General features: G+C 63.6%; 17 protein-coding genes and 1 pseudogene. 6 read left to right on the top strand and 12 right to left on the bottom strand.

What is annotated here, in order from left to right; genetic code table 11:
• Nucleotides 1-51: 51 nt before the first annotated feature.
• Nucleotides 52-540 carry an RNA polymerase sigma factor gene (locus V1290_RS09765; RefSeq protein WP_027537716.1) on the bottom strand — a complete coding sequence of 163 codons (489 nt, stop codon included), beginning with the start codon at nucleotides 538-540 and terminating at the stop codon, nucleotides 52-54.
• A gap of 184 nt (nucleotides 541-724) precedes the next feature.
• On the opposite strand from V1290_RS09765, the gene fabI reads away from it, so the two are divergent.
• The 3 genes from fabI (at nucleotide 725) to aroC (ending at nucleotide 3,360) form a co-directional block, all read left to right on the top strand.
• On the top strand, nucleotides 725-1,555 hold the full coding sequence (gene fabI / locus V1290_RS09760) for an enoyl-ACP reductase FabI (RefSeq protein WP_334364205.1): 831 nt from the start codon (nucleotides 725-727) through the stop codon (nucleotides 1,553-1,555).
• Nucleotides 1,556-1,567: 12 nt separating this feature from the next.
• Nucleotides 1,568-2,167 carry a histidine phosphatase family protein gene (locus V1290_RS09755; protein ID WP_334364204.1) on the top strand — a complete coding sequence of 200 codons (600 nt, stop codon included), beginning with the start codon at nucleotides 1,568-1,570 and terminating at the stop codon, nucleotides 2,165-2,167.
• 104 nt (nucleotides 2,168-2,271) lie between these two features.
• The gene (gene aroC / locus V1290_RS09750; RefSeq protein ID WP_334364203.1) at nucleotides 2,272-3,360 is read left to right on the top strand and encodes a chorismate synthase; all 1,089 of its coding nucleotides are present in this window, start codon (nucleotides 2,272-2,274) and stop codon (nucleotides 3,358-3,360) included.
• A 15-nt stretch (nucleotides 3,361-3,375) separates the two neighbouring features.
• Here the strand turns inward: aroC and V1290_RS09745 are convergent.
• Nucleotides 3,376-5,069: pseudogene (locus V1290_RS09745) on the bottom strand (GMC family oxidoreductase).
• A 108-nt stretch (nucleotides 5,070-5,177) separates the two neighbouring features.
• On the opposite strand from V1290_RS09745, the gene V1290_RS09740 reads away from it, so the two are divergent.
• A complete protein-coding gene (locus V1290_RS09740) occupies nucleotides 5,178-6,362 on the top strand; it encodes an adenylate/guanylate cyclase domain-containing protein (RefSeq protein WP_334368980.1) in 1,185 nt (394 codons plus the stop codon).
• Nucleotides 6,363-6,373: 11 nt separating this feature from the next.
• Here V1290_RS09740 and V1290_RS09735 read toward each other — a convergent pair whose 3' ends face one another.
• A complete protein-coding gene (locus tag V1290_RS09735; RefSeq protein WP_334364202.1) occupies nucleotides 6,374-7,138 on the bottom strand; it encodes a glutathione S-transferase family protein in 765 nt (254 codons plus the stop codon).
• Between the two features lie 126 nt (nucleotides 7,139-7,264).
• Here V1290_RS09735 and V1290_RS09730 point away from each other — a divergent pair, with 126 nt between their 5' ends.
• The gene (locus V1290_RS09730; protein ID WP_334364201.1) at nucleotides 7,265-8,239 is read left to right on the top strand and encodes a LysR family transcriptional regulator; all 975 of its coding nucleotides are present in this window, start codon (nucleotides 7,265-7,267) and stop codon (nucleotides 8,237-8,239) included.
• On the opposite strand, the gene clpS is transcribed toward V1290_RS09730, so the two are convergent.
• A complete protein-coding gene (clpS, locus tag V1290_RS09725; protein WP_028346801.1) occupies nucleotides 8,217-8,522 on the bottom strand; it encodes an ATP-dependent Clp protease adapter ClpS in 306 nt (101 codons plus the stop codon). The two genes, V1290_RS09730 and clpS, sit on opposite strands and share 23 nt — an antisense overlap.
• Before the next feature lie 341 nt (nucleotides 8,523-8,863).
• Between clpS and V1290_RS09720 the strand changes: the two genes are divergently transcribed.
• Nucleotides 8,864-9,724, top strand: coding sequence for a DUF1194 domain-containing protein (locus tag V1290_RS09720; protein ID WP_334364200.1), 861 nt, complete (start codon nucleotides 8,864-8,866; stop codon nucleotides 9,722-9,724).
• A gap of 42 nt (nucleotides 9,725-9,766) precedes the next feature.
• Here the strand turns inward: V1290_RS09720 and V1290_RS09715 are convergent, their stop codons facing one another.
• The 8 genes from V1290_RS09715 to V1290_RS09680 form a co-directional block, all read right to left on the bottom strand.
• Nucleotides 9,767-11,014 (bottom strand): class I SAM-dependent RNA methyltransferase, encoded by a 1,248-nt coding sequence (locus V1290_RS09715; protein WP_334364199.1) that lies wholly within the window; start codon nucleotides 11,012-11,014, stop codon nucleotides 9,767-9,769.
• Nucleotides 11,007-11,762, bottom strand: coding sequence for a TlyA family RNA methyltransferase (locus V1290_RS09710; protein WP_334364198.1), 756 nt, complete (start codon nucleotides 11,760-11,762; stop codon nucleotides 11,007-11,009). The genes V1290_RS09715 and V1290_RS09710 overlap by 8 nt, the downstream gene beginning before the upstream one ends.
• 2 nt (nucleotides 11,763-11,764) lie before the next feature.
• The gene (locus V1290_RS09705; RefSeq protein WP_334364197.1) at nucleotides 11,765-12,328 is read right to left on the bottom strand and encodes a nucleoside 2-deoxyribosyltransferase; all 564 of its coding nucleotides are present in this window, start codon (nucleotides 12,326-12,328) and stop codon (nucleotides 11,765-11,767) included.
• 64 nt (nucleotides 12,329-12,392) lie between these two features.
• Entirely contained in the window at nucleotides 12,393-14,339 is a 1,947-nt protein-coding gene (gene dxs, locus V1290_RS09700) for a 1-deoxy-D-xylulose-5-phosphate synthase (RefSeq protein WP_334364196.1), read from the bottom strand.
• Nucleotides 14,340-14,667: 328 nt separating this feature from the next.
• Nucleotides 14,668-15,966: a hypothetical protein gene (locus tag V1290_RS09695; protein WP_334364195.1), complete on the bottom strand. Its 1,299-nt coding sequence runs from the start codon at nucleotides 15,964-15,966 to the stop codon at nucleotides 14,668-14,670.
• 148 nt (nucleotides 15,967-16,114) lie between these two features.
• Entirely contained in the window at nucleotides 16,115-16,366 is a 252-nt protein-coding gene (locus V1290_RS09690) for an exodeoxyribonuclease VII small subunit (protein WP_028346794.1), read from the bottom strand.
• Nucleotides 16,367-16,498: 132 nt separating this feature from the next.
• A complete protein-coding gene (locus tag V1290_RS09685; RefSeq protein WP_334364194.1) occupies nucleotides 16,499-17,425 on the bottom strand; it encodes a histone deacetylase family protein in 927 nt (308 codons plus the stop codon).
• Nucleotides 17,426-17,516: 91 nt separating this feature from the next.
• Nucleotides 17,517-19,181, bottom strand: coding sequence for a bifunctional metallophosphatase/5'-nucleotidase (locus V1290_RS09680; RefSeq protein ID WP_334364193.1), 1,665 nt, complete (start codon nucleotides 19,179-19,181; stop codon nucleotides 17,517-17,519).
• Nucleotides 19,182-19,261 lie beyond the last annotated feature (80 nt).

Here is a 19,261-nt window from a genome sequence, read left to right as displayed (position 1 = left end):
TCGTCTCTGTCTATTCCTGATCTGCTGCGTAACGCGTTTCGTGCACCTTCGTCATTTCACCCGCCTGAGCGCCGCGCGTTCGCCCTCGAGCGAAGCTTTGACATGCGCGCGTGCGCGGGCAAGCCGGGACATTACGGTACCGATCGGCACGCCCTGGATGTCGGCGACCTCGCGGTAGCTCAGCCCTTCAAGCATCACCAGGAGCAGCACCGAGCGCTGTTCTTCCACCAACGTTGCGAGCGCCCGCGCAATGTCGCGGCCCTCCGCCTCGGTGCCGCTGGCGTCCGGGTTGTTGTCGAGCAGCGGCATGAATTGCGGCCGCCGCGCCAGCGAGCGTCGCCGGTTCTTGTTCAAATTGGTCAGGATCGTATAGAGCCAGCTCCTGACGTCGCCGCCGAGAAACAGCCGCTCGGAACGCAACGCACGCACCAGCGTATCTTGCACCAGGTCGTCGGCGATGTCGGCATCGCGCGCGAGTGCGCGTGCATAGCGGCGGAGCGCCGGAATCATGGCTTCGACACTTTGACGAAACGCGCTCATCGGGACCAGATTGCAAGAGTTGCGGGCGCGAACGCCTTACCTAGCATAACACCCAATCGCCGCGTCTATTCCAGCCATTGAGGCCGATCCGGAACAGCGTTAATCCGAGAGCCGATTTAGGCTCGACCGCGCTGGACTGCTGGTGTACCTCCAAGCCCCACAGGGAAGCTCGATTGGAAACCGGATGTCGCAAAAATCAGGTCTGATGCAGGGCAAGCGCGGGGTGATCCTCGGCGTCGCCAACAACCGCTCGATTGCCTGGGGCATCGCCAAGGCATGCCACGACGCGGGTGCGGAAATCGCGCTCACCTGGCAGGGCGATGCGCTGAAGAAGCGGGTCGAGCCGCTGGCCAAGGAGCTGGGCGGTATCCTGCTGGGTCATTGCGACGTCACCGATGCCGCGACGATCGATGCGGTGTTCGATGTGCTCCGCGAAAAGTGGGGCAAGATCGATTTCGTGGTCCACGCCATCGCCTTCGCCGACAAGGACCAACTCGACGGCCGTTACCTCGAGACGACGCAGGACAATTTCACCAGGAGCATGCTGATCTCCTGCTATTCGCTAACTGCGATCACGCAGCGCGCCGAGAAGCTGATGACCGACGGCGGCTCGATCCTGACGCTGACCTATTACGGCGCCGAGAAATGGATGCCGCATTACAACGTCATGGGGGTTGCGAAGGCAGCCCTGGAAGCCAGCGTGCGCTATCTAGCCGCTGACCTTGGTGAAAAAAACATCCGCGTCAACGCGATCTCGGCGGGGCCGATCAAGACGCTGGCGGCGTCCGGCATCGGCGATTTCCGCTACATTCTGAAGTGGAATGAATACAACGCGCCGCTGCGCCGCACCGTGAGCATCGAGGAAGTCGGCGGCAGCGCGCTGTATCTGTTGTCGGACCTGTCGCGCGGCGTCACCGGCGAGGTTCATCACGTCGATTCCGGCTATCACGTCGTCGGCATGAAGCGCCCCGACGCGCCCGACATCTCGCTCTCCAATTCGGTAGCCAAGGAATAGCCGTAAAGTCCGATGCCTGCGCCCGTGATCTACTACATCCGCCATGGCGAGACGTCGTGGAACGCGGAAGGCAGGCTGCAGGGCGCGCAGGACATTCAACTGAACGATCTCGGCCGCAAGCAAGCGGCCCACGCCGGCAATGTCCTCGCCGATCTCCTGAAGCGGGACGGCCGCGACAAGTTCGCGCTACCGTTCGTCGCCAGCCCGCTCGGCCGCGCACGGGCGACGATGGAATTGGTGCGTGGCGCCCTAGAACTTCCGCCGGAAGACTACGCGCTCGACGACCGCCTGCGTGAGATCCGCTACGGCGTCTGGGAGGGCTCGACGCTGGCCGAGATGCAGGCCGCCGACCCCGTGCTCTATGCCAAGCGGCTGACAGCGAAGTGGACGATGGCGCCGGAAGGCGGCGAGACCTATGCCGAGGTGCAGCACCGGATGCGCGACTGGTACGATTCCGTGCGCGCGGATACCGTCGCCGTGGCCCATGGCGGCACCGCGCGGGCGTTGATGGTGGCGCTCGGTATCGAGACGCCGGCCAGCGCCGCCGACCTCGTGATCGAGCAGGGCGCGGTCTACGTGTTCCGCGACGGGGGGCTTAAGAAGTATAGTTAGGGGCGGACCTATGAACGCCGTCATTCCGGGTCTGGTCCTTCGGACCATCCCGGAATGACGGTCTACGGGTTTGACCGCCGCGCGGCACCGCGTTACGACACACCATGTCCTTCAACACCTTCGGCCATCTGTTCCGGGTCACGACCTTCGGCGAAAGCCATGGGGTCGCGATCGGCTGTGTGGTCGACGGCTGTCCGCCGCTGATCCCGCTGACATCAGAGGACATCCAGCACGATCTCGACCGCCGCCGTCCGGGACAATCGCGCTTCACCACCCAGCGCCAGGAGCCGGACGCGGTAAAAATCCTCTCCGGCGTGATGCCCGATCCCGAGTCCGGCGCGCAGGTGACGACGGGAACGCCGATCGCGCTGTTGATCGAGAACACCGACCAGCGCTCCAAGGACTATTCCGAGATCAAGGACAAGTTTCGCCCCGGCCACGCCGACTTCACCTATGAGGCCAAATACGGCCTGCGCGACTATCGCGGCGGCGGACGCTCGTCGGCGCGCGAGACCGCAACCCGCGTCGCGGCCGGCGCCATCGCCCGAAAGATCCTGCCCGAGGTAAAAGTGCGCGGCGCGCTGGTGCAGATGGGCCCGCACAAGATCGATCGCGACAAGTGGGACTGGGACGAGATCGCGCGCAATCCATTCTTTTGTCCCGACAAGGACAAGTCCGCCTTCTTCGAGCAGTATCTGGACGGCATCCGCAAGAGCGGTTCCTCGATTGGCGCGGTCATCGAAGTGATCGCCGAAGGCGTGCCAGCAGGATGGGGCGCGCCGATCTACGCCAAGCTGGACGCCGACCTGGCGGCGGCCATGATGAGCATCAATGCGGTGAAAGGTGTCGAGATCGGCGCGGGCTTTGCTGCTGCCGAATTGTCGGGCGAGGAAAACGCCGACGAGATGCGCACCGGCAATAACGGCACGCGCTTCCTCTCGAACAATGCCGGCGGCGTGCTCGGCGGCATTTCGACCGGCCAGCCGGTTGTGGTGCGTTTTGCGGTGAAGCCGACCTCGTCGATCCTCTCGCCGCGCAAGACGGTCGACCGCGCCGGCGCCGACACCGACATCATGACCAAGGGCCGCCACGACCCCTGCGTCGGTATCCGCGCCGTGCCGGTCGGCGAGGCGATGATGGCTTGCGTGCTGGCCGATCATTTCCTGCGCCATCGCGGGCAGGTCGGCGGGTAAGGACCAGGCTTTCTCTCACTGCATGGCGTCTGCGATCTTTTCCGCCGCCATCAGGACCGGGAAATTGGTGTTGGCGCATGGCACCACCGGGAAGATCGAGGCGTCGACCACGCGCAATCCCTGCACGCCCTTAACGCGGCCTTGCGTGTCGACGACCGCCATCGGATCGTCCGCCCGGCCCATCCGGCATGAGCAGGAGGCGTGCCACACGCCGATCGCCGCCTTGCGCACGAAGGCTTCGAGCGCCTCGTCGTCGCGCATGACCTGCTCGAACGTAAAACCTTCGACGATGAAGTTATCGATCATGGCGTGACGCAACGCGGCCGGCCCGTCCATCAGCGTTGCGGCAATGGCGGTGAGGATCTTGTTCTTGGTGTTGACCACACCGATCTTGCGCACGCGGTCGGAATACGAGGCCGGGAATGGCTTGTCGGTGACGGCCTTGAGCGGCGCGCTCATCTGCAGCGCCGCCATCTTGCGAAAGCCGCTCATCAGGCGATCTAGATCGCGCCTGTCGGACAGCAGGTTGAACTGGACAATTGGTTCTGCGCGCGGGTCGGTTGAGGCGAGGTTCACCTGCCCGGTTTCCGAATAGGTCTTGTTGACGAAGGTGAGCAGCGAGGCGATCTGCTCGCCGACCGAATGCCACGCCGACTTGGTGAGGACGGCGACGAACATGTCGCCGGCCGGCGTTCCCGGAAGGCCCGAGGAGTAGCGCAGTCCCATCTGGATGTGGCGTCTGGTGTGCGCGTTCATGCGCGCAGCACGGCGGACAAAAGACGACAGCGCGATCGAGGGATGATCCATCAGACCCTGGCCGACGCCCGCAAGGCCCATCAGGACCGGAATGCCAATTTCCTTCAGGTGCCCGACCGGTCCGATACCAGCGCGCAACAGATGCGCCGGCGAATGGATCGCGCCACATGAAAGGATGACCTCGCGACCGCGAAACTCCTGTTCGCGGCCATCGACCAGCGCCTTCACGCCGACGCATTGCGTGCCCTCGAACAGCAGCTCCTTGACTTGCGTGTTGGTCGCTATCGTCAGGTTGCGCGCTTGCGTGTTTCGCGATCAAGATAGCCCATCGCAGCCGAGACACGCTGCTCGTCTTGATTGGAGTGCGTCACCGGAAAGTAGCCGTCGACGAACTCGCCGTTCTGGTCGGGCAGGAACGCATAGCCGGCGAGCTTGCAGGCCTCGCCCATCGCCTGCGAATGCCCTGTCCAATGCTGGTGCGGAATGCGGCGGACGGGGATACGGCCGTCTTTGCCGTGCAACGGCCCGTCGAAATCGAGATCGCGCTCGACCTTCTTGAAGTAGGGCAGCACGTCCTTCCAGTTCCAGCCCGTGGCGCCGCGGGCCTCCCACTCCGCGTAGTCGGTCGGCGCGCCGCGGTTGGCCATCTGGCCGTTGATGGAGGACCCGCCGCCCAGTACGCGCGCCTGCTCATACTTGCGGAGCGGCGGGCGGCTTTCATCGGGGTTGTTGTGGCTGACGATTTGGGTCGTGACCTTGAGTTCGGTCCAGTGGAAGCGCGGATCGAAATATGCCAGCCCCGAATAGCTGTCGCGGATCTCGGGCGGCTCGTTGCCGGGCGGCGTGTCCTGGCCTGCTTCGCAGAGCAGGACCTTGTTGGCGCTCCTGGCGGAGAGCCGGTGGGCCAAGACCGAGCCCGCCGATCCGCCGCCGACGATGATGATGTCGTGCACTGACGTTTCCTCTTGTTTTTGCATCGTAAAGCTAGCGCAGCTCCGTCGTCGGGTCACGCCGGGAGCGCGCTTGACCTTTCACGGAGTTGCGCGGCAAATACCGGCGTGATGAATATCGCAGAAGTGCAGAAGCTGACTGACTGGCTGATCGACGGCGGGCGAACCGCGACCAGCCCGAGCCGGTTCATGGCCGAGTGCTGCGAGCGAATGGTCGCGGCCGGCTTGCCGCTGTGGCGCGTCGGCGTCTTCGTTCGTACCCTGCATCCCGAAATCTATGGGCGCAGCTTTATCTGGAAGCCAGGCGCCGAGGTCGAGATCGGTTCGGTCGATTACAATATCCTGCAGTCACCGGATTTTCACACCAGCCCGCTGATCATCGTGTTCCAACAGGGGCTGGAAGTTCGAGCCCGGCCCGATGATCCCCAGAGCAGGCGTTTTCCAATCATCGACGACCTTCGCGCCGAAGGCGTTACCGATTATGTCGCGCTGCCGCTGCCCTTCATCGGCGGCACGGTGAACGCATCGAGCTGGACCACCAAACAGCCGGGCGGCTTCACGGAGGAACAGTTGGCGGCGCTGCGGAGCCTTGCAAAGCCACTGGCGCGGGTGGTCGAGATCCTTAGTTTGAACCGCATGGCCGCGAGTCTTCTGGACACCTATGTCGGCAACAGCGCCGGCGAGCGGATCATGGGTGGACAGATCCGCCGTGGTCATACCGAGACGATGAATGCAGCGATCTGGCTGTCCGATTTGCGCGGCTTCACGGCGCTGTCGGACCGGCTGCCGGCCGAGACCGTCGTCGACATTCTGAACCAGTATTTCGATTGCCAGGTCGCCGCGATAAAGAAGCATGGCGGCGACGTGTTGAAATACATGGGTGACGGGCTGCTCGCGGTGTTCCCGATCGACGAATACGTCGGCGACGAGAAACAGGTCTGCTCGCATGTGCTGGAGGCCGCCCACGAATCCCGCGCCAGCGTGGCCGAGCTGAATTACCCGATTGGCGACGCGGTCGAACGTTTTCGTTTCGGCCTCGCCCTGCATGTCGGACGCATTCTCTATGGCAATATCGGCGGCGGCAACCGGCTCGACTTCACCTGCATCGGGCCTGCGGTCAATCTCGCGGCGCGGCTCGAAAAGATCGCCAGCCAGCTCGGCCGCACCGTCGTCGCCTCCGAAGGCTTTGCCGGAATTTGCCGCGGCGGCTGGAGCGAGCTTGGCGAGTTTCCTGTCGCCGGCTTCTCCAAGGCCGCACGCGTTTACGGGCTGGCCGACGAGACTTCGGCAGCCTAGTCGCCGCGGATTTATCCCGGAAACACGGCACGTCCGGCATCGATTTCGCCGACAAGCCATTGATGGAACCCGCGGGAGATCAGCCATTCCAGCCGATCGCCGCTCCAGAACAGCCGCTTGCGCTCATGGGTCAGGTGCTTGAGGTCCCTTAGAAAGGTGCCGGTGCGCTGTGCATCGGCGACAAAGATCGGGTGCGTGCGCATTGCGCCAAACCAGTTCTTCACTGCCGGAAAGCGTTCGGAATCGATCGCCAGGCCGAACGTCCGTAGTGCAGCGAGGTTGGCAAACCAGGCGCACTCGACAACGCCGGGAGTTTGGAAGGGCCACGGTTTGGGCCGGGAGAGCAGCATGGTTTCGAGGCGCTCGAACAGCACGTCGATATCTTTCCTGGCTGCGTTCAGAAGGCCCGGCGGCGGCTCGTCTTCCCGTTCGGCCCAGTGCCAATACGAGCAATCCACCACGATTGGATCGAAACGCTGGTCGGCCAGCCGTTCGAATGCCCGGGCGACGACGCGCTCCTCGATCGCGGTCGGATAAAGCGGATACTGAGGGTAGCGCCAATCCAGATACTGCAGGATGTCGCCGGAATTGACGATGACGAGATCGCCGTCGGTCAGAACCGGGACTTCCAGCCTCGGATTCAGTTGTCGCAATTGCTCGCGGCGATCGGCCGTCAGCGCGTCGATCAGGTCGTAGTCCAGCTTCTTCAGCTCGAGGCCGATCGCCACCTTGCGGGCAAAGGTGCTGATCGGGCTGCCATATAGACAAATCGTCATGATGTTCTCCCGGCCGAACCCTGCAGCGGCGAACCAGTTGTTGCAATTTCTTTCTGATACGCAGAATAATTCCAATATTTGCATTAATCGAGAAACGCCATCGCCGGCAGTCGGAGAGAGGACGGCATGAGACGCGACAATTTCCCCAACCTGAACTCGCGGCAGCTTCGCGCGGTTCTGGCGGTGGCGGAGTATCGGAGCTTTGTCGCTGCGGCGAACGCGCTGAAGACTTCACAGCCGGCGCTGACGCGAGCGATCCAGCAGATCGAACTTGAGCTGGATGTCCCATTGTTCTCCCGCAGCACCCGCCAGGTGACGGTCACCGATGCCGGGCAGGAGTTCGTCTCGTTCGCCGAGCGCTGGCTCAACGATCTAAAGATCAGCGTCGAGAACATGCGGGAGCTGACCGGGCAGCCGCGCGGACAGATTGTCGTCGCGAGTGTTGTCTCGCTGGCGAACGCGGTTCTTCCGACGCTGATTGCGGATTACAGCCGGCGATTTCCACGGATCGAGATTCACCTGCGCGAAGGGCTGCACAGCGTGGTGAGGGACGAAGTGCGCAGCGGCCTGGCCGATTTCGGGATCGGCTATGTCGACGATGCCCCGAAATCGTTCATCGCCGAAGAACTCGGCATTGAGACCTTTCATCTCGTTCTGCCGAGGAACAGCGGGCTGGCGCGGCGCCGGAAGATCGAGTTGCAGGCGTTGGCGGACGCTCCCCTGGTTTCGTTCCCGGCGGAGTCGCGAACCCGCCGCATCCTGGACGACGCGGCGGCGGCTGCCGGGCTGTCCCTCCGGTATCTGATGACGACGAACAGGCTGCCGACGCTTCACGGCCTGGTTCGCAATGGCGTGGGCCTCGCCGTCGTCCCCGCCAGCGAACGTCCGCCCTTGGATGACCCGAACTTGATCTCGCGGCCCTTGATCGGCCGGCGGCTCGCTTGTCCGATCGGCATCATGCGCTTGCAGGAGCGGGAGCTGTCGCCGCCTGCAGCGGAATTTCTGGCGGTGGTTCGCCGATGGCTGCGTGCCGCCCGGCGCAACACTGGCAGAAAACAGCTTGCGCAGACCGGGCTGGCTATTCCTCCGGCTCGGTGGTGAACAAGAGCGGATAGCCCTTGGCGCGGCCGGCGTCGGTGGCGCGCGTCGCCTTGGTCTCGGCAACGTCCTTGGTGAACACGGCGACCACGCAGACGCCGCGGCGGTGCGCGGTTATCATCACCTTGTGGGCCTGGTCCTCGGTCATGCGGAATTCGGCCTTCAGCACCGTGACGACGAATTCACGCGGCGTGTAGTCGTCATTGATCAGGATGACCTTGTGCAGGCGCGGCCGTTCGACCTTGGTTTTGACCTTGGTTTTTGGCGTGACGACGGTATCTGCCATTTGTAGTCCCGAAGCGAAGGAAATCCGACGAGCCCGCCGCGTTCAGTTGGCGCGGCAGTCCGCCAGGCGCTGCGCCAAGGTCTGATCGCCGCGGCTGACGGCCGTCTCGATCAGTTTACAGGCTCCAGGCCGGTCCTGAAACCGGGGGGGCCGAGTGTTTCAGCTCGATCAGGGCGGCCATCGCGCCGGCTCGGACAGGCCAATCGCTGCGCGGAACCGGCCGAGCAGGCTGCTGTGGACGAAGCCTGATCCTAACCCGAATGTGAAGGACAAATGATTTCAGCGCTTTGCGTCGGCCATTTTGCATGTCACCATCACTGACGTTCGACGGGAGGGCCGCAATGCGCTGGTATGTCTCGATCGGGGTCGTGCTTGTAGCCGGCATGCTCGCTGGCGGCGACGTGGCAGGTGTTGCCGCGCCGAACCCAACGAACCGGGCGGGCGCCGCTGCCCGCCAACTGGCCGACAAGGACGCCAATCCCACCGTCGACCTCGAACTCGTCCTCGCCGTCGACGTCTCCTATTCGATGGACATGGATGAACTGGCGCTGCAGCGGGAGGGCTACGCGCAGGCGATCGTCTCCAAGGAGTTTTTGCAGGCGCTCAAGAGCGGGCCGAACGGCAGGATCGCGATCACCTATTTCGAGTGGGCGGCATCAACCGACCAGAAGATCATCATCCCCTGGCGCGTGATCGATGGACCCGAGACGGCCGATGCCGTCGCCAACGAGATCGTCAAGACCCCGATCCGCCGGGCATCGCGCACTTCGATTTCGGGTGCGATCAACTTCGCCATGCCGCTGTTCGACGAGAGCCCGCACCGCGGTTTGCGGCGGGTGATCGATATCTCGGGCGATGGCCCGAACAACAACGGCGCGCCGGTCCTCATCGCGCGCGATGCCGCGTTGGAAAAGGGCATCGTCATCAATGGCCTGCCAATCATGGTGAAGGAGCCGTCTTACTCCACCATGGATATCGACAATCTCGATTTGTATTACGAGGACTGCGTCATCGGCGGCCCCGGCTCGTTCGTGGTGACCATCAAGGACCGCGACAAGTTCAAGGAAGCCATCCGCACCAAGCTGCTGCTCGAGATCGCCGGCCGCACGCCCGAACGCCCGGTAGTGCCTGCAGCGGGCAGGGAGCCGCGCGTCAATTGCATGATAGGCGAGAAGATCTGGCAGGACAGGTGGGGGAGGTAGCTGTTCACGCTCCCCTCCAGAGGAGGGTGAAGAAAGGGGTGCTTACCTCTTGAACCGCGCCACCAATTCCACATGCGGCGTATGGCGGAACTGGTCGACGGGTGTGACGCCCTCGATCTTAAAGCCGCCGTCGATCAAGATCTTCGCATCGCGCGCGAACGTCGTGACGTTGCACGATACCGCAACCGCCGTCGGCACCTTGCTTGCTGCAATCTGGGTCACCTGCGCTTGCGCGCCCTGCCGCGGAGGATCGAACACGACGGTGTCGTAGTCGCGCAGTTCCTGCGGCATCAGCGGGCGTCGGAACAGGTCGCGCGGCTCGGCCTTGACCGGCTTCAGCCCTGAGGTGGACGTCGCGGCTTTCTGCAAGGCTGCTACCGCGCCGGTGTCGCTGTCGAAAGCGGTTACACGCGACTTCGCCGCAAGCCGCAGCGCGAAGGGGCCGACGCCGCAGAACAGGTCGGCGACATGTTTGGCGCGCTTGCAATGCTCGAAGACGAGCGCAGCCAGCGCCTCCTCGCCCGCCACCGTGGCCTGCAGGAACGAGCCGGGCGGCAGCGTGACCTGCGCCGCGCCAATAGAGATTACGGGCGGCGTTCGCATCAGCACCAGTTCGCCATGGCGCGTCAGCCGCGCCAGCCGGTGTTGTTCGGCGATGCGCGACAGCCGCGCGATCATGGCTGAAGATACCGGCCCGGAGCCGCGCACATCGACGTCGAGGCCGCTATTGGTCGCGGTGATCTGGATGTCGAGTGGCTTGCCTATCGCGATCAACAGCTCGGCGATGGCCCAGGCGGCCTCGATTGCGCCACTCAATTGGGGATCGAGGATCGGGCAGCGGTCGATCGGAATGATGTCGTGCGAACCGGCCGCTGCATAGCCGACCTTGAGCACGCCATGCGTTCCGATTCGGCCGTGCAGGGTGATGCGCCGTCGGCCCGCGCCATGGGCATCGACTAAGGCTGCGACGTCGCAATCGATTCCTGCCTGCGAAAGCGTCGTCACCACGAACTCGCGCTTCCAGGCGCGATAGGGTTCGGCGTCCCAGTGCTGGATCGCACAGCCGCCGCAGACGCCGAAATGCGGACAGAACGGTGCGACGCGCTCGACGCTCGCTGTCTCGACCTTGAGCAATTGCCGGCGGTCGGGATGGTGGCCGGGAACCGGACCGGCCTCTATTGTTTCGCCGCCGAGCGCGTACGGCACATAGATGTTGCCGCCGCCTGATATGGCGACGCCGTCGCCCTGATGGCCGACATGGTCGATGACGAGGCGTTCGCTCTCAGCCACGGCGCGCGCCCATGAAGAACTCGATATTGCCGTCGCCGCCTTTGATCGACGACGGAAACACCTGGATATCGGTGCAGCCGAGCGAGGCGGCGAACGCCGAGATGTCGTCGCAGATCGCCTGATGCACCATCGCGTTGCGGATGATGCCGTGCTTGGAGTGCTTTCGTTCCGCCTCGAACTGCGGCTTGATCAACGCCAGGAGCTGCGTTGGCGCTGCCGCAAGCTCCAGCGCCACCGGCAGCACCGCCTTCAAGGAAATGAAGCTGACGTCGATCACGACGACATCCGGCCGGGCGGGCAGGCGCTTGCCCTCGAACTGGCGAATGTCGGTTTCTTCCATCGACACGACTTTGGGATGGCTCTGCAGCGAGGGATGCAACTGGCCGCGCCCGACATCTATCGCGAAGACGAGGCTGGCGCCGTTTTGCAGCAGCACTTCGGTAAAGCCGCCGGTGGAGGCGCCGACGTCGAGGCAGACATGGTCCTCGATCTCGATCGGGTACTGCTCCAGCGCGCCGGCGAGCTTGACGCCGCCGCGCGAGACGTAAGGATGCGCGGGCTGGGCGGACAATTCGGCATTGGCGGCGATCATCTCCGACGCCTTCAACACGGGCCTGCCGTCGGCCGTCACGCCACCGGCGTCGATCGCAGCGCGTGCGCGGGCGCGGCTTTCGAACAGGCCGCGCTCGACCAGCAGCACGTCCACGCGCGTGCGGGGAGAGGTTTTGCTGTCGCTCTTGTCAGCCAAGTTCAGTCCGATTTGCCGGTAGCGCGATCCGCCGCCACAGCGACGCAGGCCTCGAACGAGGTGAGATCGTGCCAGATATCTTGCGGCCGCTGCCGCGGCGTCACCAGTCTAGCACCATGCAGATCGAGCGTGTGGATCATCATGAGATTGTCGGGCAGGCCGAAATCTTCCACCGCCAGCCCGTCGCCGTCGATCAGGTGGCCGGTGGCGGATTTGGTCACATCGTAGTTCCGCTTTACCCGCTCGACATAAACCGCGGGGTCGTTGCTATAGGCCAGGCACAGCTTACCGCGACCGGCCATGTAGCCGAGTTCATAGACGGTGCCGGCGTCGGCACTGGGGCCGCGAAACGGCGTAAGATTGGCAATGATCGCGTCCGCCGCATCCATCATTGCTTCGTTGCCCTTGAAAATGGCGAGCGAGGCGTCAGCTGCTGCAAGATCGACCGTATTGTCGAGGGGGTAGAGGCCGCTCACGCCATGGCGGTCGCAGATCGCGACCTTGCGGCGCCCGATCTCGATGGCGTCCGGCAGGAACACATCGGGACCTGCCAGATAGATCTTCATGGGTTTACCTGCGAAAGAGCCAGACCTTCAGTTCTGATCAGGGCAGAACCGAAGGGGCTGTGCCTCAGGCGAGCTTGACCGTCTCGGTCTTGTAGTCCTTGCCGAGCGCGTCGAACACCTTGGCGACGATGCCCTTGGCGTCGAGGCCGGCGTGGGCATACATCGCGTTCGGCGAGTCGTGGTCGATGAACTCGTCGGGCAGGATCATCGCACGCATCCTTAGGCCGCCGTCGAGCATGCCGTGGTCGGACAGCGTCTGCATGACATGCGAGCCGAAGCCGCCGATCGCGCCTTCCTCGATGGTGAGCAGCACCTCGTGGTCGCGCGCCAGTTTCAGCACCAGATCGACGTCGAGCGGCTTCATGAAGCGGGCGTCGGCGATGGTGGTGGACAGGCCGTGGGCGGCGAGTTCGTCGGCAGCCTTTTCGCACTCGGCCATTCGCGTGCCGAACGAGAGCAGGGCGACCTTGCTACCCTGGCGGACGATGCGGCCCTTGCCGATCTCGAGGGGGATGCCGACCTCGGGCATCTCGACGCCGCGGCCTTCGCCGCGCGGATAACGCACCGCGCTCGGGCGGTCGTTGATCGCGACTTGCGTGGCGACCATGTGCACCAGTTCGGCTTCGTCGGACGCCGCCATGATGACGAAGTTCGGCAGGCAGCCGAGATAGGCGTTGTCGAACGAACCGGCATGGGTGGCGCCGTCGGCGCCGACCAGGCCGGCGCGGTCGATCGCGAAGCGGACCGGCAGGCTCTGGATCGCAACGTCATGGACCACCTGGTCATAGCCGCGCTGCAGGAAGGTCGAGTAGATCGCGCAGAACGGCTTGTAGCCTTCGGTGGCAAGCCCCGCCGCAAACGTCACCGCATGCTGCTCGGCAATGCCGACGTCGAAGGTGCGCTCCGGAAATGACTTGTTGAAGATGTCGACGCCGGTACCCGACGGCATCGCGGCGGTGATGGCGACGATCTTGTCGTCCTTCTCGGCTTCCTTGACCAGGCTCTGGCCGAACACGTTCTGGTAGGCCGGCGCATTCGGCTTGGCCTTGGCCTGCGCGCCGGTGGCGACGTCGAACTTGACCACGGCGTGATACTTGTCGGCGGAGGCTTCCGCGGGGGCGTAGCCCTTGCCCTTTTGGGTCACGACGTGAACCAGGATCGGGCCGGTTTCCATGTCGCGGACGTTCTTCAAAACGGGCAGCAGATGGTCGAGGTTATGGCCGTCGATCGGGCCGACGTAATAGAAGCCGAGCTCCTCGAACAGCGTGCCGCCGTCCATCATGAAGCCGCGGGAATATTCCTCGACGCGGTTGGCGCGGTTGGCCAGGATCTTGGGCAGACGCTTGTTGATCTGCTTGGCCGCCTCGCGCAGCGAGCGGTAGGTCTTGCCGGAATAGAGCCGCGACAGGTACGCGCTCATCGCGCCGACCGGCGGCGCAATCGACATGTCGTTGTCGTTGAGAATGACGATCAGGCGCGAATTCATTGCGCCCGCATTGTTCATAGCCTCATAGGCCATGCCGGCCGACATCGCGCCATCGCCGATCACGGCAATGACGTTGTTCTTGCCACCGGCGAGGTCGCGCGCCACGGCCATGCCGAGGCCGGCCGAGATCGAGGTCGAGGAATGCGCCGCGCCGAACGGGTCGTAGTCGCTCTCGCTGCGCTTGGTGAAGCCGGAAAGGCCGCCGCCGGTGCGCAGCGTGCGGATGCGGTCGCGGCGGCCGGTCAGGATCTTGTGCGGGTAGGCCTGGTGGCCGACGTCCCAGATCAGGCGGTCGCGCGGCGTGTCGAAGATGTAGTGGATCGCGGTGGTCAGTTCGACGACGCCGAGGCCGGCGCCGAAGTGGCCGCCGGTCACCGAGACGGCGTCGATGGTTTCCTGGCGGAGTTCGTCCGCGACCTGCCGCACCTGCTCGATCTTGAGCTTGCGAAGATCGTCGGGCGTTCGGATGGTATCGAGAAGCGGCGTTTTACTATATGTGGTCACTGCGATATTCCAATTTTGCATGTCGGGATAAAGGCCCGACGCGAGACGGGAAGCGCGTTAACCGCGCCGCGAAAATCCGGGCCCGCCTGCCAGTCCGGCAGGCCGGTACCTGATTTGAAAGCCTAGATGCACTCCGGTTTAAACCATGTGATATGCATCACTTAGTCGCTTCTAACCCTTCCCGGTTCAGTTTCTTTAGCTATTTGAGGTGCTTGCAGCCGTGGAAAGTTACCCAGCAGGCTGCCTTCCCCGGCGCATAGAACCGCAAGCTTTACACCAAAGCCGCCGCCAAAGCCAACCCGGAGGGTCGATTCGGTTCCGGGGCGCAGGACCGAAAAATTTCGATTTTTCAACCGCTGCGGCGGGCGGTTGGTTCCAATTTGCTCAAATCGGCGGCACTTGTGGCCGCGGCGGTGACCGCTTCGATCCTCTTCCAGGCCCGATCGCGCGCTCCGGAATCGCCGGTGGCGACATCAAGCGCAGCGTCGGGGACGGCCATGCGCGCGCTGAGCGGGACCGGCCCGCAGACGATCATGAAAAAGTCGTAGGCGTTGGGCCGTTCGTTGGCCATTACGAACTGGAAATGCACGCGGAAGAACTGCCAGCGGAATTTCTCGTAGTGCTCGGGCCGGATGATGTCACGGAAGCGGACCGGCACGATCTTGGGGTTGCGCCGCGCGGCGCCTGCGTCGATGCCGTGGCTCGTGATCGGGTCGAACTGGTAGAAGTTCATCACGTCCTTGCGGGCCTGGCAGTCGATCCAGTCGACCGACGGCTCGACCGCCAGCATCCGCAGATGCTCGCGAAATTCTTTCGATACGGCGTGATAGCCGACGATCGGGAAATTGCCGCCGATCGTCAGCAGCACGATCCGCGGCCCGTGACGGCCGAGCGCGGGATCGAGCTTGAGCGCACGCGCCAGCATTTCCGTCGACAGGAACGACCCGGAACTATGGCCGACGATGACGATCTCGTCGGCGTCGGTGCTCTTGGCGACATTGACCAGATGCTGCGCAAAACGGTCGATGCGCTGGTCCCATTCCGGGCGCTCGCGGTGCGAGAACTCCCAAGTCCAGATCGTGTCGCACAGGAGATAAAGCACGTAGGTGGCATTCTCGGTGTATTTCAGCACCGTGCCGAGCAGGGCAACGAAGAGGGCGGCCGCGATGGCGATACTGAATGCGTCGGGAATGCCGATGGCGTTCAGGCCTTTCTCGAACACGAAGGCGATCGCCGCAGCACACGCGGCTTCCAGCAACAGCATCAGGTGCGGATAGGTGATGAAAGTTGCAAAACGCCAGTTTGCCTTGCCGAAGCGGGCGATGGTGCCGGCGAAGAGGAGACGCCAGTAGATCCAGACCGCGCTGAACACCGTGCGCCAGATCGGCGACGCCAGGTCTTGCTGGATGAAATCCTCGAACCGGAGGAAGTCGTAGGACGTGCGTGTCTGCCAGTCGGAGGCTGTGGTATCGATGGTCCAGGACGCGATCTCGTCGTCGGACGCCACCTTTGGCCGGCCGATGGTGGCCTGGAGCTGATAAAGCCGGCCGAACTTGCGCAGCTCGGTCCGGAACATGCGGTAATATTGCGCCAGCCCGCGCGGATCGTAGCCCTGAATATAGATGATATGGCGGTGCTCGACGCGCACGTACTGTCCCCAAATGTCGGCGGACTATATCAGGCTGTGCGGGAGGCAAGGAACTAATTCGGCTGGTCCGCCTCCCACGGCCCGGGAGGGCGGAATTTGCCCAATATTCCCGATTGTTGCGCGAACCCCGAAAGACCGGACGGCAGGTTTACTGCACGTCGAGCGGCTCGGTCCCCGTGACCTGGCCGTTCGCATCGGTCGTGATCTTGTCGACGCGGGCCTCTGCCTGCCGCAGCAATTCTTCGCAGCGGCGCTTGAGCGCCTCGCCACGTTCGTAGATCGCGACCGATTCCTCCAGCGGCACCTTGCCGTCCTCGAGCCGTTTCACGATCGATTCAAGCTCCTCGATCGCCCGCTCGAAGGAGAGTTTTTTGACGTCCATCTGGTTATTTTCGGCCATACCTAGTTCCCGAATGCGCACCATTGAGGCGCGGAATCAAAGTGTAGCGTTTTTCGAGCCACGTGGGCACCAGCTTCGCGTGAAGAAAACGCGTCGAAACAAGGGCTTTTGAGGGCCTATTGTGGCGGAGATTTACGCGCCCATCAGCGCCGTGACATGCGCCGCCACCGACTCTTTCAGCCCCTGCAGGTCGTAGCCGCCCTCCAGCACCGAGACAACCCGCCCGCCGGCGCTATGGTCCGCCACATCCATCAGCTTGCGGGTGACCCAGCCGAAATCGTCCGCCTTCAGGTTGAGCGAGGCCAGCGGATCGCGGTAGTGCGCGTCGAAGCCGGCGGAGATGATGATCAGTTCCGGCGAGAACTTCTGCAATTGCGGCAGGATCAGGTTTTCGAACGCGGCGCGGAATTTTGCGCTGCCGTCTTCGGAAGCCAGCGGCGCATTTACGATGGTGTCATGCTCGCCGCGCTCGCCGCTGGCGCCGGTGCCGGGAAACAGCGGCATCTGGTGCGTCGAGCAATACATCACGGTCGGATCGTGCCAGAAGATGTCCTGCGTGCCGTTGCCGTGATGGACGTCGAAATCGACGATCGCGGCGCGGCCGATGCCGTATTTGCGCTGGGCGTGACGTGCGGCGATGGCGACATTGTCGAAGAAGCAGAAGCCCATCGGCTTCGAGACCTCGGCATGATGGCCGGGCGGGCGCACCGCGACGAAGGCGTTCTGGTGGGTTCCGGACATCACTGCATCCGTCGCAGCCACCGCACCGCCGACGCCGCGCATCACCGCTTCCCAGGTGCCCGGCGACATCGAGGTATCGCCGTCGATATAGATCATCCCGCTTTGAGGGGCGATGTGGCGGAGTTCGCCGATATAATGTTCGCCATGGCAAAGCGTGACGGAATCAAGATCGCCCTCCGGCGCATCGCCGCGCGAGAGCGGCTTGAAACGCTCTTCCCCCAGCACCTCGGCGACCGCGCGCAGCCGGTCGGGGCGCTCGGGATGCCCCGGAGGCGTAACATGGTCGAGACAGGCGGTATGGGTCAGAAGCAGCGTCATGCAAAAATCCTGGCGTATAAGGAACGCGCCGGTAAGGAGCGGCTAATCTAGGCTCTTAAGAGCCGCTCGGAAAGGCCTCCGGCCTTTCGGCTCAGTTGATCCTGGTGATGCGATCGGCAGCGGTCGGGCTGACCGGGCTGCTGGCCTTGAAATAGGCGTATAGCGCGTCGACGTCGTAGATGCCGACCTGCGGCGCGGTTCCTTGCGTGAGCACGGTGAAACCGTCGCCGCCGACGAAAAGGAAATTGTTGACGGTGACGCGATAGCTCGCGGCCGGATCGACCGGCTGCCCGTTCAGCAACATCCGCTCGGGCAGCACGCGTTCACCGTCAGGCTTGGTCGCGTCCCACGCATAGGCAAATCCCTTCGACACCTGCAGGATCCGCGGGCGCTTCGGATCGAGCCATTGCTGCTCCAGCATGTCCTTGATCTGCTTGCCCGTCAGCGTCAGCGTCACCAGTTGATTGCGGAACGGCTGGCTAGCGAACACGTCGCCATAGGTCACCGCGCCATCTTCCTTGCGTGTTACGTCGGCGCGCACGCCGCCGGGATTGGTGAACGCGATGACCGCGCCGCCTTTCGTCTCGCTGCTGGTCGCGGCGAGTTGCGCATCGGCGACGATGTCGCCGAGCGGGCTCTCGCCGGCGGCATTGGGCACGCGCGACAGCGTTGCCGTCACCGAGCCCGCCGGACGGTTGGCGATCGGCGCGGCCAGCCTGTCGTAGGATTCGATCAGCGCGGTCTGTTGCGCGTCCTTCGCCAGCGTTGCGGTGCGGACGATGGTGTTGTCGGCCTTGGCGCTGATGACGTCGCGCGTCACGGGATCGAGCTTGAGATCGATCGCAGTGACGAGCGTGCCGTATTTGTCGCCGGAGGTAACGAGCCGGCCGTCGATCTCGCAGACATAGGCGCGATGAGTATGGCCGGAGACCACGACATCCACCGCCTTGTCGAATTTTTTCACGATATCGACGATCGGCCCCGAAACGCCGGGGCAGTCGTTGTAATCGCCGGTCGGCAATCCGCCTTCGTGGATCAGGACGACGATCGCCTCGGCGCCGCGCGCCTTCAGTTCCGGGATCAGCGCATTCACCGTATCAGCCTCGTCGCGGAATTCCAGGTCGGCAACGCCAACAGGTGCAACGAGGCCAGGGGTGCCCTTCAAGGTCAGGCCGATGAAGGCGACCGGGATGCCGTCGAACGCGCGGATTTCGTAAGAAGGAAACACCGTCTTGCCGCTGCTCTTCTCGATCGTGCTGGCGGCGAGATAGCGAAATTTCGCGCCCGTAAACGGATGCGGCCCCTGGCATTTGTCGACCGGATGGCAGCCGCCATTCTGCATGCGCAAGAGTTCGTCCTTGCCCTCGTCGAACTCGTGATTGCCGACGGAGGAAAGCGCCAGCCCCATCATCGACAGCGCTTCGATCGTCGGCTCGTCATGGAACATCGCCGACAGGAATGGGCTGGCGCCGATCAGGTCGCCGGCCGCAACGAAGATCGAGTTCTTGCGCCCGTCGCGAAGCTGACTCACCAGCGTCGCCATATGCTCTGCGCCGCCGGCGGCGACGGTGATCTTCTTCGTCCTGTCTTCGGGATCGGCGATCGTGATTCCGCCCGGCGACGGACGAAGGTGGCCGTGAAAATCGTTGATCGCGAGGATGCGCAGGTCCACCGGCGCGGTGGTTTGGGCGCCTGATAGCGTCGCAGGCGCAAGCAAGATCAACAATGCAAGGATGGGACGGAGGAGATTTCTCATGGCACTGACATTAGTGGGTAGCTTGACTTTTTGGCTCGCAATGACGGTGGCCACATCCTACATGATCCAGCAAGAGGCCA

The sequence above is a fragment of the Bradyrhizobium sp. AZCC 1578 genome (genome assembly GCF_036924675.1).
Lineage (GTDB): Bacteria > Pseudomonadota > Alphaproteobacteria > Rhizobiales > Xanthobacteraceae > Bradyrhizobium.
Note: the sequence above shows the minus strand (reverse complement) of the source record. Positions and strands in the feature narration are given on the sequence as shown.

Coding starts and splice junctions, on each gene's coding strand:
- V1290_RS09765 (WP_027537716.1), bottom strand. CDS start 540: ATGAGCGCGTTTCGTCAAAGTGTCGAAGCCATGATTCCGGCGCTCCGC.
- fabI (WP_334364205.1), top strand. CDS start 725: ATGTCGCAAAAATCAGGTCTGATGCAGGGCAAGCGCGGGGTGATCCTC.
- V1290_RS09755 (WP_334364204.1), top strand. CDS start 1,568: ATGCCTGCGCCCGTGATCTACTACATCCGCCATGGCGAGACGTCGTGG.
- aroC (WP_334364203.1), top strand. CDS start 2,272: ATGTCCTTCAACACCTTCGGCCATCTGTTCCGGGTCACGACCTTCGGC.
- V1290_RS09740 (WP_334368980.1), top strand. CDS start 5,178: ATGAATATCGCAGAAGTGCAGAAGCTGACTGACTGGCTGATCGACGGC.
- V1290_RS09735 (WP_334364202.1), bottom strand. CDS start 7,138: ATGACGATTTGTCTATATGGCAGCCCGATCAGCACCTTTGCCCGCAAG.
- V1290_RS09730 (WP_334364201.1), top strand. CDS start 7,265: ATGAGACGCGACAATTTCCCCAACCTGAACTCGCGGCAGCTTCGCGCG.
- clpS (WP_028346801.1), bottom strand. CDS start 8,522: ATGGCAGATACCGTCGTCACGCCAAAAACCAAGGTCAAAACCAAGGTC.
- V1290_RS09720 (WP_334364200.1), top strand. CDS start 8,864: ATGCGCTGGTATGTCTCGATCGGGGTCGTGCTTGTAGCCGGCATGCTC.
- V1290_RS09705 (WP_334364197.1), bottom strand. CDS start 12,328: ATGAAGATCTATCTGGCAGGTCCCGATGTGTTCCTGCCGGACGCCATC.
- dxs (WP_334364196.1), bottom strand. CDS start 14,339: ATGCAAAATTGGAATATCGCAGTGACCACATATAGTAAAACGCCGCTT.
- V1290_RS09690 (WP_028346794.1), bottom strand. CDS start 16,366: ATGGCCGAAAATAACCAGATGGACGTCAAAAAACTCTCCTTCGAGCGG.
- V1290_RS09685 (WP_334364194.1), bottom strand. CDS start 17,425: ATGACGCTGCTTCTGACCCATACCGCCTGTCTCGACCATGTTACGCCT.
- V1290_RS09680 (WP_334364193.1), bottom strand. CDS start 19,181: ATGAGAAATCTCCTCCGTCCCATCCTTGCATTGTTGATCTTGCTTGCG.